At 48.4% G+C, this 15,095-nt stretch carries 16 protein-coding genes; 3 read left to right on the top strand and 13 right to left on the bottom strand.

Annotated features, from left to right (window positions below):
• Nucleotides 1–188: 188 nt before the first annotated feature.
• Nucleotides 189–1,178 (bottom strand): polyprenyl synthetase family protein, encoded by a 990-nt coding sequence (locus MMIC_RS11175; protein WP_227819496.1) that lies wholly within the window; start codon nucleotides 1,176–1,178, stop codon nucleotides 189–191.
• A 69-nt stretch (nucleotides 1,179–1,247) separates the two neighbouring features.
• On the opposite strand from MMIC_RS11175, the gene MMIC_RS11170 reads away from it, so the two are divergent.
• Genes MMIC_RS11170 through hemW form a run of 3 tightly spaced genes read left to right on the top strand, consistent with a single transcriptional unit; the run spans nucleotide 1,248 to nucleotide 4,530 of the window.
• Nucleotides 1,248–1,829: a Maf family protein gene (locus tag MMIC_RS11170; RefSeq protein ID WP_307157957.1), complete on the top strand. Its 582-nt coding sequence runs from the start codon at nucleotides 1,248–1,250 to the stop codon at nucleotides 1,827–1,829.
• Entirely contained in the window at nucleotides 1,826–3,352 is a 1,527-nt protein-coding gene (locus tag MMIC_RS11165) for an Rne/Rng family ribonuclease (protein WP_072660557.1), read from the top strand. Before MMIC_RS11170 ends, MMIC_RS11165 begins: the two co-directional genes overlap by 4 nt.
• Nucleotides 3,353–3,384: 32 nt before the next feature.
• Complete coding sequence (gene hemW, locus MMIC_RS11160) at nucleotides 3,385–4,530, top strand: radical SAM family heme chaperone HemW (RefSeq protein WP_072660566.1); 1,146 nt, start codon at nucleotides 3,385–3,387, stop codon at nucleotides 4,528–4,530.
• Nucleotides 4,531–4,639: 109 nt separating this feature from the next.
• Here hemW and MMIC_RS11155 read toward each other — a convergent pair whose 3' ends face one another.
• The 12 genes from MMIC_RS11155 to MMIC_RS11100 form a co-directional block, all read right to left on the bottom strand.
• On the bottom strand, nucleotides 4,640–7,093 hold the full coding sequence (locus tag MMIC_RS11155; protein WP_227819495.1) for a type IV pilus secretin PilQ: 2,454 nt from the start codon (nucleotides 7,091–7,093) through the stop codon (nucleotides 4,640–4,642).
• 39 nt (nucleotides 7,094–7,132) lie between these two features.
• Nucleotides 7,133–7,750: a type IV pilus inner membrane component PilO gene (locus tag MMIC_RS11150; RefSeq protein ID WP_072660555.1), complete on the bottom strand. Its 618-nt coding sequence runs from the start codon at nucleotides 7,748–7,750 to the stop codon at nucleotides 7,133–7,135.
• Entirely contained in the window at nucleotides 7,750–8,334 is a 585-nt protein-coding gene (locus tag MMIC_RS11145) for a PilN domain-containing protein (protein WP_072660554.1), read from the bottom strand. Before MMIC_RS11145 ends, MMIC_RS11150 begins: the two co-directional genes overlap by 1 nt.
• Nucleotides 8,331–9,413 carry a type IV pilus biogenesis protein PilM gene (gene pilM, locus MMIC_RS11140; RefSeq protein ID WP_143144950.1) on the bottom strand — a complete coding sequence of 361 codons (1,083 nt, stop codon included), beginning with the start codon at nucleotides 9,411–9,413 and terminating at the stop codon, nucleotides 8,331–8,333. The genes MMIC_RS11145 and pilM overlap by 4 nt, the downstream gene beginning before the upstream one ends.
• Nucleotides 9,414–9,603: 190 nt before the next feature.
• Complete coding sequence (locus MMIC_RS11135; protein ID WP_072660553.1) at nucleotides 9,604–10,422, bottom strand: DUF8692 domain-containing protein; 819 nt, start codon at nucleotides 10,420–10,422, stop codon at nucleotides 9,604–9,606.
• A 110-nt stretch (nucleotides 10,423–10,532) separates the two neighbouring features.
• Nucleotides 10,533–11,009, bottom strand: a complete 477-nt coding sequence (locus MMIC_RS11130) for a hypothetical protein (RefSeq protein ID WP_072660552.1) — start codon at nucleotides 11,007–11,009, stop codon at nucleotides 10,533–10,535.
• A gap of 83 nt (nucleotides 11,010–11,092) precedes the next feature.
• Entirely contained in the window at nucleotides 11,093–11,731 is a 639-nt protein-coding gene (locus MMIC_RS11125; RefSeq protein WP_072660551.1) for a hypothetical protein, read from the bottom strand.
• Nucleotides 11,732–11,960: 229 nt separating this feature from the next.
• On the bottom strand, nucleotides 11,961–12,227 hold the full coding sequence (locus MMIC_RS11120; protein WP_072660550.1) for a hypothetical protein: 267 nt from the start codon (nucleotides 12,225–12,227) through the stop codon (nucleotides 11,961–11,963).
• Nucleotides 12,228–12,544: 317 nt separating this feature from the next.
• On the bottom strand, nucleotides 12,545–13,522 hold the full coding sequence (locus tag MMIC_RS11115) for a PilX N-terminal domain-containing pilus assembly protein (RefSeq protein ID WP_072660549.1): 978 nt from the start codon (nucleotides 13,520–13,522) through the stop codon (nucleotides 12,545–12,547).
• A 1-nt stretch (nucleotide 13,523) separates the two neighbouring features.
• Complete coding sequence (locus MMIC_RS11110) at nucleotides 13,524–14,141, bottom strand: prepilin-type N-terminal cleavage/methylation domain-containing protein (protein WP_072660548.1); 618 nt, start codon at nucleotides 14,139–14,141, stop codon at nucleotides 13,524–13,526.
• The gene (locus MMIC_RS11105) at nucleotides 14,138–14,629 is read right to left on the bottom strand and encodes a type IV pilus modification PilV family protein (protein WP_227819494.1); all 492 of its coding nucleotides are present in this window, start codon (nucleotides 14,627–14,629) and stop codon (nucleotides 14,138–14,140) included. The genes MMIC_RS11110 and MMIC_RS11105 overlap by 4 nt, the downstream gene beginning before the upstream one ends.
• A gap of 8 nt (nucleotides 14,630–14,637) precedes the next feature.
• Complete coding sequence (locus MMIC_RS11100) at nucleotides 14,638–15,069, bottom strand: GspH/FimT family pseudopilin (RefSeq protein WP_171966504.1); 432 nt, start codon at nucleotides 15,067–15,069, stop codon at nucleotides 14,638–14,640.
• Nucleotides 15,070–15,095: the final 26 nt, after the last annotated feature.

Raw genomic sequence — 15,095 nt, 5'->3', positions numbered from 1 at the left:
CGGTCAACCTCATGCAGCGAAGGAATATCGCCGAATTGCTGGGAGGAAGCTCACCGCCTCCAAAGCGAAAACCGACCGTGAATCCTCGCCAGATGGCACTGCTCAATGCTTAACCGGACAGCAGTGATCGCATATAATAAAAGCGGCTTTAAACAAAGACGGTCAAGAAAGCTTTATTTTTCAGGGCTTTAATAAGGGCGGCAGGCGGAAAAGTCAGCCAGTTCGGCCAGTAAAGACTTAATCTCGGGGTCGGTATGCTCCGGCAATAGTGATTTAGCACGCTCGGCATAATCCCGGGCTCTGGCCATGGTAAAACCGGAACCATCCTGTGCAGCCACGCGCTCTCTGATCCATTCGCGATCACCTTCCAGATAACCATCACGCTCGGAAATCTCCTCAACACGTTTGGCCAGTTCCGCATCATGTTTCATAGCATGAATCAGCGGCATGGTGATTTTGCCCTCTTCCAGATCATGCCCCACAGGTTTGCCTGCCTGTTCAGCCTCTACCAGATAATCAAGTGCATCATCCATAAGCTGGAAAGCCACACCCAGACACATGCCGTATTCAGCCAGAGCTGCAACCACATCGGCATCCTGACCTGCCGCATGAGCACCGACTTCGGACGCTGCTTTAAACAATACTGCCGTTTTTCTCTCGATCACTTCAAGACACTCAGCTTCTGTCATCTCAAGATGGAAGGTTCGGGATAATTGAAGCACCTCACCTTCAGCCAGAGCATTGGTGACATCAGACATCAGTTTCAGCATGGCCATATCACCATCTGCCACCATCATTTGAAAAGAACGGGAAAACAAATAATCACCGACCAGAACACTGGCCTGATTACCCCAGACACCATTGGCGGAAGGATTACCACGGCGCTGATCGGATGAATCCACCACATCGTCATGCAGCAACGATGCGGTATGAATAAATTCTACTACGACCGAGAGCGGTATATGGCGTGTGCCCTGATAATTAAACAGGCGGGCAGTCAACAGGCAAAGCAACGGACGCAAACGTTTGCCACCACTATTTACAATATAGTGGCCTATCGCAGGAATCATCATGATATCTGATTGCAGGTTTTCATGGATACAGGCATCAACCAGTTCCATATCCGACCTGCAAAGATCTACAGCACGTTCCAGTGGAGAAGTCTTTAAGTCAGTCACAGCGCTGAGCATCGTAAGCTCGCAGCTGCTGCCGTCAAGCTAAGGAAGCATTTTTCAGATAATTTGACTATGCTCGCTGACATGGAAGTTATTCTCGCCTCACGATCCCCCCGCCGCCTTATGTTACTTCAAAGTGCCGGCCTGGCTGTTGAAGTTCGCCCCAGCCATATTGATGAAACACCGCTGCCGGGTGAAACGGTGGCTGAAATTGTTGCGCGCCTGGGCCGGGAAAAAGCTATGGCATGCGAAGCTGCTCCGGATATCCCCGTCATTGCAGCTGACACGCTTGTCGCCATCAATGGCAAACCTTTAGGGCAACCGGCCGATCTCGCTAAAGCCAAAGCCATGCTGATGGAGCTTTCCGGCAACACCCATCATGTGTTTACCGGCGTTACAGTCCGCCTCGGTGACCGGATTCAGGCTGATCTTGTGCAAACGCGGGTGGTATTCAGACAGCTCTCATCAGAGGAGATCGATACATATCTGGCTCACAACGAAGTACTTGATAAAGCCGGTTCTTACGCCATTCAGGGTGGTGCAGCCAGTTTTATCGAAGCGATTGAAGGACCACTGGATAACGTGATCGGTTTGCCGGTTCGTTCCACGTTGAATATACTGGCAAAAATAACTTTTTCAGGAACAACAACATGAGTGTGGAACTGCTGGTCAACGTAGCACCGTTTGAAACACGGATTGCCAGAATTGAAAACAATCTGGCTGAAGAGATTTATATTGAGCGCGAACGTGAACGTGGCCTGAAAGGCAATATTTACAAGGGCCGCGTACAACGCGTATTACCCGGCATTCAAGCTGCATTTGTCGATATTGATATGGAGAAAGCCGGTTTTTTGTATGCCGGTGACATCGCTACAGCCAAACAGTCTGATGATGAAATATCTGAAGAGATTGAGGACAGTGATGATGGTGACAACGGGGAAGAAACAGCCGAAACAAGGCCATCCCGCCGTAATGCACCCCCTATTGCCAACCTGATCAAAGACGGTCAGGAGCTGATGGTGCAGGTATCACGCGAACCGATCGCTTCGAAAGGCCCGCGCCTGACCACTCAGGTCGGTCTGGCAGGTCGTTATCTGGTATACCTGCCACATCTTGATCATGTTGGCATTGCCAGACGGCTCGAAGATCCTCAAGAACGTGAACGCCTGCTCGCCATTGGTGAAGCGATCAATCCCGAAAAAGGCGGGATCATCATTCGCACTGTTGCCGAAGGCCGTCAGGAATCTGAAATGAAGCAGGATCTGGATTTTCTGTTACGCCTCTGGCAGGACATCGAAAAGCGGTCAAAAAGTTCAGCCCTCGGAAAAATGATTCACAAAGAATTGAATCTCTACCTGCGTGTCATGCGGGATTATGTCGATGCAGATGTTGAAAAAATCCATATCGATTCACGCGAAGCTTATGAAAGCATGAAAAAGTTTGCCCGCCGCTTTATGCCTGAGGTTGCCAAAAAGCTTTATTATTATCCTGGTGAACGCCCCATCTTTGATGTTTACGGTGTTGAAGATGCTATCGATCGCGCCCTGCAACGCCGGGTACCGCTGAAATCAGGAGGTCATATTGTCATCGACCAGACTGAAGCATTGATTGCTATCGATGTGAATTCCGGTTCCTTTGTCGGCTCCCGTAATATGGAAGAGACCGGCTTTAAAACAAATCTTGAAGCTGTACATGAAATTGTACATCAACTCCGCCTGCGTAATCTTGGCGGCATCATCGTTGTTGATTTTATTGATATGCAGGAAGAGGAAAATAAACAGCGGCTGATGGAAGTGCTCGAAGAGGCACTCAAACGGGACAAAGCCAAAACGCATATTGTTCAGCTCTCTGAACTTGGTCTGGTGGAGATGACCCGCAAACGAACACGTGAATCACTGGGCCGTATACTGCTCAATGAGTGTCACCGTTGCCATGGCGTCGGCAGCAGCAAGAGTCCGACAACGATCTGTTACGAACTGTTCCGCGTTGTGGTGGCAGAAGCTCGTGCTTACCCTTGTGAAAAACTGATGGTGATTGCACATCCATCTATTATTGACCTGCTACTTGGCGAAGAAAACAAGGGGGTGGAACAGCTCGAGTCTTTCCTGAACAAAGAGATCACACTGAAGAGCGATGAAGATTTTGCAGAGGATCATTACGAAGTCGTACTGCAGTAAGCACCGTGTCCGCTTATAAACCATCACCGCTGATGTTATACGTGCACATTCCTTATTGTGTGCATAAATGTCATTACTGCGATTTCAATTCACATGAACGCGAAAAACCAGACTGGTCCGCCTATCGGAATGCCTTGCTCGCGGAACTGCAACATTGGGCTGCATCCCCGATGTTCAAAGGACGCCGTTTAAGCAGCATCTTCTTCGGTGGTGGCACGCCTTCGCTTGCTCCTCCTGCATTGATAACATCCGTTATCAAGCATGCTGACAAACTATTCGGATGTGAAACCGGGATAGAAATCACCCTGGAGGCCAATCCCGGCACAGTCGATGCGGGCAACTTCTCAGCCTACCGTCAAGCTGGTGTAAACCGCTTGTCGATGGGTGTGCAAAGTCTGAACACAGAGGAACTGCAATGGCTGGAGCGTATCCACGGCTCACAAGAGGTATTCGATGCTTTTCAGACTGCCAGACAGGCAGGCTTCAACAATATCAACCTCGATCTGATTTACGGGTTACCTGATCAATCCATGCAATCGTGGCTGGAGTCTCTGAATACTGCGATCCATCTGGCTCCCGAGCACCTCTCCTGCTACCAACTCACTGTTGAACCACACACCAGACTTGCAGCCCGGCATCGCCAAAAGCCATATAGCCTGCCCGATGATGAACTGGCGCTAGAGATGCTTTTCTCCACCAGAAAACGCCTTCAAAAATCCGGTTATCATGCTTATGAAATTTCAAATTTTGCCAAAAAAGAGCGATATTGCAGACACAATGACGGCTACTGGCTTTATCATGATTACATCGGCATCGGTGCAGGGGCATCAGGCAAATGGGATCAGGCAAATGATCTGGGCATGACCCGCTACAGCAACATCCGCAAACCTGAGACTTATATCGAATCGGCTCTGCAACAAGGTACTGCGATCAATTCTCAGGAAACATTAGACAGAAACAGGGCTGCAGCAGAAGCCATCTGGCTTGGTTTACGCCGAAGCCCCGGCATTGATCGAAAGTCATTCTGCAATCGCTTTGGTTTTGATGCCTATGAGCACTTCTCAGCTCAACTGCTGCCGTGGCAGCAGCAGCAGATGATCGACATTTCTGAAAATTTCATTCAACTGACCGAACCAGGTCTTCCACTGGCTGATGAAATTGCAGCCAGCGTACTCTGAGGCAACGTTCTGGCAGAAGCCAAACAGCTCCAATCTCTTTAATGATGCTCTCTGAAAAACTCCATCCATGGCCTGTACGGATACTCGAGTTATTTAGAGTATCCTTAATTTAGTTGGATGACTCACCCTCAGTATCAATCACTGTCGGTGTAATGAATATCAGCAACTCACTACGATTATTCGTTTTTTGTTTGCGCTTAAACAGATGACCAATGAGCGGAATATCCATCAAGCCGGGAACTCCGGAAACATTATCTGAGGTTGTCTGGGTATAAATACCGCCGAGCACTACCGTCTCACCGTTCTTCACCAGCAATCTGGTTTCAACTGTTTTGGTATTGATTGCAGTTGCTGTACCCGCGACATTGGTAATAGGCGTATCCTTATTAACCTTGAGCTCCATAATTATGCGTTGATCAGCCGTGATCTGTGGCGTGACACGCAGTGATAATTTAGCGCTCTGGAAGACAGGTGTAATCGTAGTTGCTCCACCGGAAGTTGTGACCTGATCAAACGGAATCTGCTCATCCTGTTGAATCAATGCTTCCTGCAGGTTACTGGTAAACACACGCGGACTGGATACAACTTTCACATCACCATTTGCTTCTGCCGCCGATAATTCCAGATTCAGGTTCAGCGCCCCACTGAGTGTGCCGAGCGAATAACCGATGGCGCCACCAGCTCCAGCCCCAACAGCAGCACCCAGATCCACTACATTACCAAGCGTAGCCGGAGTGCCTACCCCTACCCCGTGCGTAAACTTGTTACCGGCAGAGTTAAATTGACCGCCCCAGCGGATACCAAGGTCACGTGAAAAGGTATCACTGGCTTCTACAATACGAGCCTCGATCAACACCTGCTGCATCGGTTTATCAATGACTGAAATCAATCGTTTGATATTGTTCAGGCGCTCACGTGTATCGGTAATGATCATCGTATTACTGCGCTCATCCAGCAGAATACTGCCGCGATCAGATAGCAACTTCAGACCACCTTCACCACCAATACCTGTCTCGGCTTTACTGGTCGTACGGTTTTCTGAATTACCCAAACCTGCGGACTGGGTAACTGAACCACCTTTCAGTATCGTGCTCACATCATTGACAGAGGCGTAACCCAACTGGATGAAATCAGTATCCAGTGGTGCGATTTCTTCCGCAACCTGTTGCGCCTCCTTGCGGGCATCAGCATCAGATTTTAGTACATCCAGCGGTGCAATTCTGACCACATTGCCTGACTGCTCTTTACCAAGCCCACGCGCCTGCAGAATAAGGTCAAGTGCCTGATCCCATGGCACATCCACCAGACGCATGGTCAGCGTGCCTTTGATATCATCGGCCATAATCATATTCAGCTCGCTCATTTCAGCGATCAGCTTCAATGCGTTGCGGATATCAATGTCTTTGTAATTAAATGTAACTTTCTGGCCTGAATATACTTTCTCATCGCGGAGTTCTTCTTCACTCAACTGGGCTGCAGTAGCCATATCTTCGGGTTTAAGTGTTACCGTTAATACATTGCCTGACTGATATGATGAAACTACGGCTTTACCGCGCAGTCGAGCAACAATGCGCACATCTTTATTAACCGCGTAACTATCGATCTGATTTACAGGACCAGGGAATGCCCGGACATCCTGTGACCGCTCCTGACCAGAAGCCAGAGCCGCATTCTTGATATCCAGAATAACCTTTCCATTATCTTCCTGAAGATTAATGATCGGGTTGGCTGCATTGGTGCGAATAACCATATGCGCGATTCTGTCATCCGGCTGAAAATCCACTGCTTCTACTGTCAGGCCGGTTGCAGTCGGGATGGATTCTACCTTGCCAAAACGAACAATCATCTGGTTAGCACTGGCATCAATCTGGTGATTGGCACCCGCACCCGCCCGCAGTGATACAACCAGACGCAGACGACCTTCCGCAGCGCCCACAGTCACATCATTCAAACGCTGTGCGGTATAGGTAAAATACTCTTTAGGAAGCTTTGAAACGCCACCCCAGAAATCAAGCACCATGGTTTTTCCATCGTTGGTCACCAGTGAATTATGATTAGCGTCCATCTGCTTACCGCGCAACACCAGCTCAGTTACACCAGCTTTATCTCTGACAGAGATATCCTGAATCTCAGCGCCCCCGGCTTTAGCTTTCCGTTTCGTGTTTGATACAAAAGAAATCAGCAGATCATTGCCTTTTTCAACGATATCATAGGTTGTGCCTTTGGCTAAACCGACTTCGATGCGAGCACCGTTGCTATCCTGAACAGGGAATACTGTTTCAACGCCCCCATCACCTTTCACCTCGCCCACACTGTCCGCCATGGTGGCTTTAGGGAAATTCAGAACAACTCTCGCCGGTCCTTCAAGATTATACACCTGATACTCTGCAGCTTCATCCATCACGATACTCAGATTCTGACCGCTACCATCTGACAGCAACTGCAAACCTTTAATGGTTGCTGCTTCAAGCTGTGGAACAAATAACACGCCAAGCAGGGATACTGCAGCCATGATGCCAAACAGTTTTTTAACACACGCATGTGCCAGTTTAAAAAAACTCATGTTATACCCCATCACACTCTCCCAGACAGTTAAAATAGCTCATTTTCTCCGTCCTTTGCGCTTCTTTGTCTCGGGTTGTTCTTCTACAAACCTGTAAGTCACTGCCTGGCCACGCACGGACAGGTTTCCACTTTTGCCCTGAGTTAGCGTCAGATTTTTCACATCCACAATTCGAGGCATCTCACCAACGCGTTTGAGAAAGGTCAGTAACTGACGGAAACTGCCGGAGATATTCAATGCTACAGGCACTTCAGCATATATCTGCCGGGTAACCTCAGTCCCCGGTTTGAAATCCTTGAACTCTAGTCCGGAGTCTTTACCTGCCCAGGACACATTCTCCAGCAGATCCGGTATCTGCGATTGTTTCGGCAACATATTCAGTGCCACTTTCAGCTGTTTTTCCAGCTTGGCGTACTCTTTCTGTTTGCGCGGCAAATCATGAGCCAGCCTTTGATTCCGGATCAGCAGCGTCTGTTGCAATTTCCCCTGAGCTTCCTGTTGGCTGATCTCTTCCTGTAGTGGCATCCAACCGAGATAAGCATACAAGCCGAGAATGACTGAAAATATTGCCACCAGTGTGAGCATCTTCTGCCACATGGGTAGCGGCAAAATCGGACGCAGACTGTCGAACAGTGAGGCCTTCAACGAATCAAACATCAGGATGCCCCTTTCTTAGCATCTGCTGTTTTGGCCTTTGCAGACTCTTCCACACGCCTGATTTTCAGGTTAAAACTACGGACTGGCAAACCATTCACCATGACACGACTGATCACTGTCAATTGCACATTGTCGAACAATGGAGAACGATCAAGCTTGCGCATGAAATTGGCCACCGCCTTATTACTCTCGCCCAGACCGGACAATGTGATATCCGTGCCACTGTGTTTCAATGTCTTCACCCAGACATTTTCAGGAATCACCTGAGCAACTTCATGCAGGGTTTTCAATGAATGGAAACGCCCTTCCTGCAAACGATCCACAGTCTTCAACTTGCGCTCTACATCTGTTCGCAGTGCATCAAGATTATGAATTTTACCGATTTTATGCTTCAGCTCAGCATTCTGCTTTTGCAGCAGCAAGGTCTCTTCCTTAAGATCAGCAAGCTGCAGTGATGATGCAGTATGTGCAGAAAGAGCAAGCAGTGCAGCAATAATCACCACGCCAAAGAATATGCTGACATGGTGCATAATCTGCTGTTGGCGACGGGCAACACGATAGGGCAGAAGATTAATGCGAATCATTCGTCAAATGCCCTGAGCGCAAGACCTGCAGGAACCATTAACATCGGGCCAATGCGTTTGATATGCTCAACATCAAATTTTTTCTCTGAAACCTTGATCTGCTTGAATGGATTGAGAATCACTGTATCAATTCCCAGGCGTTGCTCAAGTTCAGTTGCAATATTCGGAATCAGGGCACAGCCGCCACTGAGCATCAGCTTACGCACAGGGAACTCGGCCTTGCTGGCTGAGTAAAAATCAAGCGAACGGACCAATTCGGAAGTTAATCCCACATAAAACCGTTCCAGAGCATCGGGGTGAATCTCCGAAAAATTCTCGGCTTTCAACTGCTCGGCAGCCTGATAACTGATGCCATGTTCTTTCTGGATCTCTTCAGTCAGATTCTGTCCGCCATAAAACTGGTCACGCACAAAAGACATCTGACCATTAATCAAAACATTGATATTCATCATATTCGCACCGATGTTAATCAGGGCATGCACATCAGCATCTTCATCAGGCACCAGCTGCCCCATACCATCTGCTGATCCATGCTCTTCAGTAAGTTCAGCAGCATTTTCCAGAGCAAATACAGCGCAATCGACGCATTTGGCCTGCAAACCAGCGTCACTTAACACCAGCTGATAATCCTCAACAACTTCCCGTTTACAAGCCACCAGAACAACTTCGATCTGTTCAGGATCATCTGCTGACATACCTTGAATCTGAAAATCGAGGAACACGTCATCAATATCATAAGGCACATGCTGGTCTGCTTCAAAATCGATCTGGGCTTCCAGATCGAATTCATTGGTCACAGGCATGTTGATTGTTTTGATAATAACGGCATTGCCGGAAACTGAGAAAGCCACGTTGCGGACTGAAGGTTTAGCAATTTTCACAGCTTCGATAAGCGCCTGAGTCACTGCGGTAGAATCAATAATAGTGTTTTCAACAATCGCATCGCGCGGCAAGGGAACCATCGCCATGGCACTAAGTTCGTAACCTGAGCGCGCATTGCTAAGCTCCACCAACTTGATGCCGGTTGAACTGATATCGATTCCCATCATGCCTTCCGACTTATTTGAGAAAAAGGACACTTACCCTCCATAGCTTATGCATCACTAGCACATATTTATGCAAGTTACCTTATTATAAGAAATAATGTCAAGATGACCCTGAAATTATTGTATCAGAACAAGGCTGTTTCATCTCTAAGCAAGGATGACGCCATTTCATCTATGTAGTTCATGGAGAGTCAAAAGCTCGTCATGCCTGCTTCAAAACAGCCTACCCTTGTGCAGATTGATTGGACGAACCGCACTGAATACTGAACGTTTCATTTGGCATACGGCCGACTTGCGCCACAAACACCGTAAGGAACAGACTTATCCCCAGCATTTCAAGGAACTCTTCCAAAGACTTTGCAAAATGATCCACTGTATAATCCTCGAGCATATAAGCCTGTTTCAACCAACTGTAGATGTTCAAGCTGTGGTCGGCCGGAATGCCTTCAATAAAATCAAGTATGACTGCAACCCCAAAGCATGAAAATGCAGCCAGCACCATCAAAAGCGGACGCCCGACACCGAGCACTTTCCAGAGAAAATAGAGCACATACAGGCCAATGGCTATAAAAAAGGGTAGCAAAAACTGCCACTCATAACTGGGAAACATATCCAGCCACTGCGCCAAAGCCCCCGCCTCTCCTGATTGTTCAGACTTCTCCAGCATATCCTCAATCATGGTGCCAACACGCTCATGAATCAGGGCCCCATCATCGGCTGACATATAGGTAAAAAACAGAGCCAGAATCATCCAGCCTCTGCGATGAAAGGCCGCAGCACCATCAAGGTTCCGACTCAGCCAGTAGAGAAACCATAATACCAATGCCGCCAGCAGTGTTTGAGAGGTCATAAACCATGCGGCCAACCCGTCCTCCCGGGCAATATTGCTAAGCCTCTGAATCGAGTTGTATTCAATGAATTCCGCATAATTCACAATGATATCAAACACGACAAAAAACAGTTCGGCGCAAATCAGAAAAACCAGCAACTGCCGACTCAAACGATCTGTATCAACACTTAGATGATGAGACTCACCTGACATCAAACTCTCCTATTCCACACCGAAACATCATGCCAGAAAACAACCATATTGCCAAAAAAATGGCGCCCTGTTCAGACGCCATTTGATAGAATCAGATATACAGCTGTAACCTACTGACCATGAATCTCACGCTGTGAAGCAGGTGATCCAGCAGATGCGGGCCCGGGGCCTCCAGCAGTTCCATCAGGACAAACACAGGAACTCACACCTGCAGGACAGATACAACTTGCCGCAACTGGACATTCTCCCACCACATCACCATGAGCCAGATGTGCGCTTACGGCTGACTCTGCAACGCTGATATTATGTGCATTGTCCGGATTCCCGGGAGGTACATGACAAACCGTCACCTTCTCATCGTCTGAAGATTTACTATCCTCAGATTTCTTTTCTTTCGACTTACTGTCTTCTGACTTTTTCTCCTTTGATTTGCTATCTTCGGATTTCTTCGCTTTAGAGTTATCATCTTTCGACCTATCGCTACCTGCATACGCAGTTGTTACATCAAGCATCAGCAGACCTTGCCCGACACTGAATGAAAGTGTGATTAATGCTGCAAGCAATACGACCCATATACTGTTTTTCATAACTATCTCCAAAAATAAAAACGGCGCCTGACCTATTTCAAGGAAAGACGCCGTTTGAGTTTCAATTCATCCGAGACCCGTGCCTACTGACCCATAATCTCGCGATGCGATGATGATGACGATGGTGTAGCAGCGCCACCGCTTGTTCCAGGGGTGCCATCCGCACAGATACATGAACTCACACCCGGAGGACATACGCAACTAGGAGGAGTGCCACCTTCACCTCCACCACCTTCAGAAACCGCACATTCCCCCATGGTATCACCGTGGGCAATATGCGCAGGCACTGCTGATTCACCTACTGACAACGTCTGCATATTATCAGGATTCCCTGGAGGATAATGGCAGATGGTTTCTTTTTTCTCTTTGTCCTTGGATTTGCTGTCCGACTTTGATTTGCTGTCTGACTTCGATTTGCTGTCTGACTTCGATTTGCTGTCTGACTTTGATTTGCTGTCTGACTTTGATTTGCTGTCCGACTTCGATTTGCTGTCCGACTTCGATTTGCTGTCCGACTTCGATTTGCTGTCCGACTTCGATTTGCTGTCCGACTTCGATTTGCTGTCCGACTTCGATTTGCTGTCCGACTTCGATTTAGACTTGGATTTACTACCTTCAGACTTCGCAGTTGCGTCGGCAACATCCAGACTCCAGCCTTTTTCCGTACTGAATGCAAACGTCAGTAGAGCTGCAAAGAAAACAACCAATATACTATTCTTCATACTTATCTCCTCACAAACGGCTCGCCGGTCGCATGTGTAAATTTTTTCTGGCAAATCGTTCAATATTTCACCATGAACAACAATTGACGACTTAAGCTCCGGCAATCGCACGGGTGTTATATTGACAACTATCAAGGTATGTATCGGCAAGAATCAGGGCGACTTTAGAAAAATATTCAAAAAAAATGGCGCCCCGAATGGGACGCCATAAAACTGTGAAAGAATACAGCTAGAAAGAACGTTGTCTCAGTGGGCCAGCAGCAGTCGGCGCTTCAGTAGAGGCCTGACCATCTGAACCATCTGCGCAGACACATGCGGTGATTCCCGGAGGGCAGACACATGTATACGAAACATCATCGGATGAGCTGTCATCCTCATCATGTGTGCCATCAGCCGATGCAACAGGAATATTTAACGCGACCTCACCATTTTGCAGTCCAAAACCGGCAGCCAGAAACAGTGCAAAAAACATACTCAACACAAAAATCTTTTTCATAACTAATACCTCGAATCCGCGGGAGTGTAGGAAAATCCTTACGCGGGTCAAACACATAACCCGTTTCACCAGGAAAAGTGCGTCATTTTAATACAGTAAGGCGACCTGTTGCAGGTCGTTTTTTCAAAAACACATGAGCTCAACAAACTGATCGGTGGACCTTAAGGATACTCTGAAAAAGTCAGGTATCCGCACAGGCCACGGACGGCCTGTCAAAATCGTGTACTGCAAGCTCATGATTTTGTGAGGAAAGGAAAATTCGCACTATTTCATTGTCGTGCCGAACAACTACATGGACATTAGTTATTCAGAGCAACCTAATTATACAGTGTCACAACCGCCCTGAGCAGATGTGTGGCCTTGCCATTCACATATCCGATAGCATATATCACAATCGGAAATGGCCCATCTACCCATGCCCCCCTGCCTGCCGCGGCAGTCGCATCACCGGTTGCATGCGCTTCACATGCCACCGGATTGGTTACAGTCCCGATCGTGCTGAAATCACATGGACACGATGGCATTTGACCCGCAGCACAAGCCGTTGCAGCCGTACCGCCACTGGCATTGGCCGGATCAAGCGGGAATAGCTCAATATCTCTATCCACATTATTCGAATCACCGGCTGTTATCCATACCACCGCACCATTTTGCGGAACATCCTGCCCGACAACTGGTGGATTCTGGTGAGGCAATTGGGGGATGGTCGGCGTGATCGCGCCACTGGCTGCGATATCCAGCTTGATGTATCGCGGCAAATTAACGCTGATATTATACATCGTCGGAGCTGCTCGAGTTGCCGGGTCCACGCTCACATCAATACAGTTCGAGAAAATTGTCGCATCTTCAAAGCAGACTGACCGGCTACCCATGGGGCTGTTATCAAAATACATGATCTGCCCCAGAATGCCGGCACCTGAATCACTGATCACTGTCGGCCCCGGATCCCACATATAACTACCGAGTTCTTCTCTGTCACCAATCGTGGAAGGATTCGGCGTTGTAGGATAGTTCGGTTCACCAAACGGCGACGCGATATAAGTGCCTGAGTAGGTAAAGTTGTCGAACTCTGCATCATTGGCCAGAGCCCAGGTCATGTAATTGATTGCTGTCTCGGCATAATAATAAGCTTCTGTACTGCTCTGAGCCGAGCCACTGGTCTTCGTGGCTGTACTGCTGGTGAAATACATACCCAAGGACATCAGCGTCAACAGACTGAGCATAATCAGCGCAGTCACCAACACAAAACCCGATTCAGCAGATTGTCTGATTTTGTTACAGGCTATCTTTGCCATGTCAGTTCCTTGGCCAGGTTTTAAAAGTCAGGGAAAGTGTTTTCCCCTGCTTATTTTCATTGGTGTAAGCAGATGTCAAAGTCACCGTCACATTGCCGCCGCTCACGGTCACGGTCATACCGCTGCTCGTATCGAGGTCACGCATCAACTCCTGAAAGGTAGAGCTACCGGTCACACCGGCGGCAAGGGGTCTGAGCCAGTAGATACGATCATTGGCAGTACGCTGATACTGAAAAATACCGACATTCCCCTCCAGGTCCTGATAAGTAATCGTTTTGCTTGTTGCATCCCAGTATGGCAGAGCAGTGAATGTCGCATCACTAGCAGGATACCCTGTGGGTGCTGTTATACTGCGACTGGCGAGATTGGTAAGAATTGAGGTTGTCGCATCAGGCACACTCAAAGATTCACGCAAACCCGCCTGCATCACATGCGAGGCAAGATACAGATCACCCATGCGCTCTGTGCGCGATGCCATGGCTCTGGATGAATCACCGTATGAGACAAATAGCATGGTCAGTCCGGCCAGAATAATCAGCCCCATAGCCATACCGATCATCATCTCAATCAGTGTAAAGCCCTGTTCCCGGGCCTGATCCGTTGATCTACCGGATATCATATGCGTGGCTCCGCAATATGTGTCAGATAGATCGAACGGGACACGCCCTTGTTGGACCAGCTTACCGTCACCAGTCGGGTCATCGGACTATTCAGATAACCTGTCGGCTGCGTTAATGTCTGGTAGGCTGAAAGGTTGGAGGACAAAGGCCCGGTAGCCTGAGTTTCATTAACAGCAATAGTGAACGCTATGCCAACTCCGGTTGATGGCTTACAGGTCGTCGTTACAGGATAAGAAGGAGCAGAAGTAGCATCGGTCAAAGCACATGTTCCCGTAGCAATCAGTGGAGCCCTGTCATTGGCATCATGCTGCCAGTGCTCAAGCACCTGCTCGGCCAGATGCACTGCAGTAAGACGCTCGCGTGACACCTGCCCTGAACTCAGGCTTGAAACACCAAAACCGCCAAGAGCCAGCACCGCAATCGAAACAATCGTCAGCGACACCAGAATCTCGATCAAGGTAAAACCGGCAGATCTATACTCAGTCAAAGGGTTCATTACATGTACGCCCTGCCAATCACATTCAATACGATATTCTGAGTGTGACTACCCGCTGTTAATGTCACCGTCCCTGAATTACATGTGCCGCGACTCGAAAATGTTCTGGTTGTTGTCGGGGAGATCGATAACACACCGGAAAACTGCCCCATAGGAATCACCTGATCTTTGCATGGGCCACAACTTCCGCTCGTGTCGGCATCAAAGGTATAAGAGCTGGAAGTAAATGAAACACTCACACTCCTGTTCTCAGCCAACGCCTGTACCCTTGCCTGCTTTAAATGGGAAAGCAGCGATAGTGAGGCGCTGCGAACAGCCTGTTTTTGGCGCCAGTCTGAAAATGCGGGTACGGCCACCCCTGTCAATATGCCGATAATCACTATCACAATCATCAATTCGATCAGCGTAAACCCGAATTCTTTACGACGCACTCGACCATGCAGGCAAACTCCAGCTT

This window comes from Mariprofundus micogutta (assembly GCF_001895085.1).
Taxonomy (GTDB): domain Bacteria; phylum Pseudomonadota; class Zetaproteobacteria; order Mariprofundales; family Mariprofundaceae; genus Mariprofundus; species Mariprofundus micogutta.
The sequence above is the reverse complement of the archived record's forward strand: the minus strand, read 5'-3'. Positions and strand labels throughout refer to the sequence as shown.

What these genes read in the sequence shown, in the direction of transcription:
- MMIC_RS11170 (WP_307157957.1), top strand. Translation starts at nt 1,248, where the DNA reads ATGCTCGCTGACATGGAAGTTATTCTCGCCTCACGATCCCCCCGCCGC.
- MMIC_RS11165 (WP_072660557.1), top strand. Translation starts at nt 1,826, where the DNA reads ATGAGTGTGGAACTGCTGGTCAACGTAGCACCGTTTGAAACACGGATT.
- hemW (WP_072660566.1), top strand. Translation starts at nt 3,385, where the DNA reads ATGTTATACGTGCACATTCCTTATTGTGTGCATAAATGTCATTACTGC.
- MMIC_RS11155 (WP_227819495.1), bottom strand. Translation starts at nt 7,093, where the DNA reads ATGAGTTTTTTTAAACTGGCACATGCGTGTGTTAAAAAACTGTTTGGC.
- MMIC_RS11150 (WP_072660555.1), bottom strand. Translation starts at nt 7,750, where the DNA reads ATGTTTGATTCGTTGAAGGCCTCACTGTTCGACAGTCTGCGTCCGATT.
- MMIC_RS11145 (WP_072660554.1), bottom strand. Translation starts at nt 8,334, where the DNA reads ATGATTCGCATTAATCTTCTGCCCTATCGTGTTGCCCGTCGCCAACAG.
- MMIC_RS11135 (WP_072660553.1), bottom strand. Translation starts at nt 10,422, where the DNA reads ATGTCAGGTGAGTCTCATCATCTAAGTGTTGATACAGATCGTTTGAGT.
- MMIC_RS11130 (WP_072660552.1), bottom strand. Translation starts at nt 11,009, where the DNA reads ATGAAAAACAGTATATGGGTCGTATTGCTTGCAGCATTAATCACACTT.
- MMIC_RS11125 (WP_072660551.1), bottom strand. Translation starts at nt 11,731, where the DNA reads ATGAAGAATAGTATATTGGTTGTTTTCTTTGCAGCTCTACTGACGTTT.
- MMIC_RS11120 (WP_072660550.1), bottom strand. Translation starts at nt 12,227, where the DNA reads ATGAAAAAGATTTTTGTGTTGAGTATGTTTTTTGCACTGTTTCTGGCT.
- MMIC_RS11115 (WP_072660549.1), bottom strand. Translation starts at nt 13,522, where the DNA reads ATGGCAAAGATAGCCTGTAACAAAATCAGACAATCTGCTGAATCGGGT.
- MMIC_RS11110 (WP_072660548.1), bottom strand. Translation starts at nt 14,141, where the DNA reads ATGATATCCGGTAGATCAACGGATCAGGCCCGGGAACAGGGCTTTACA.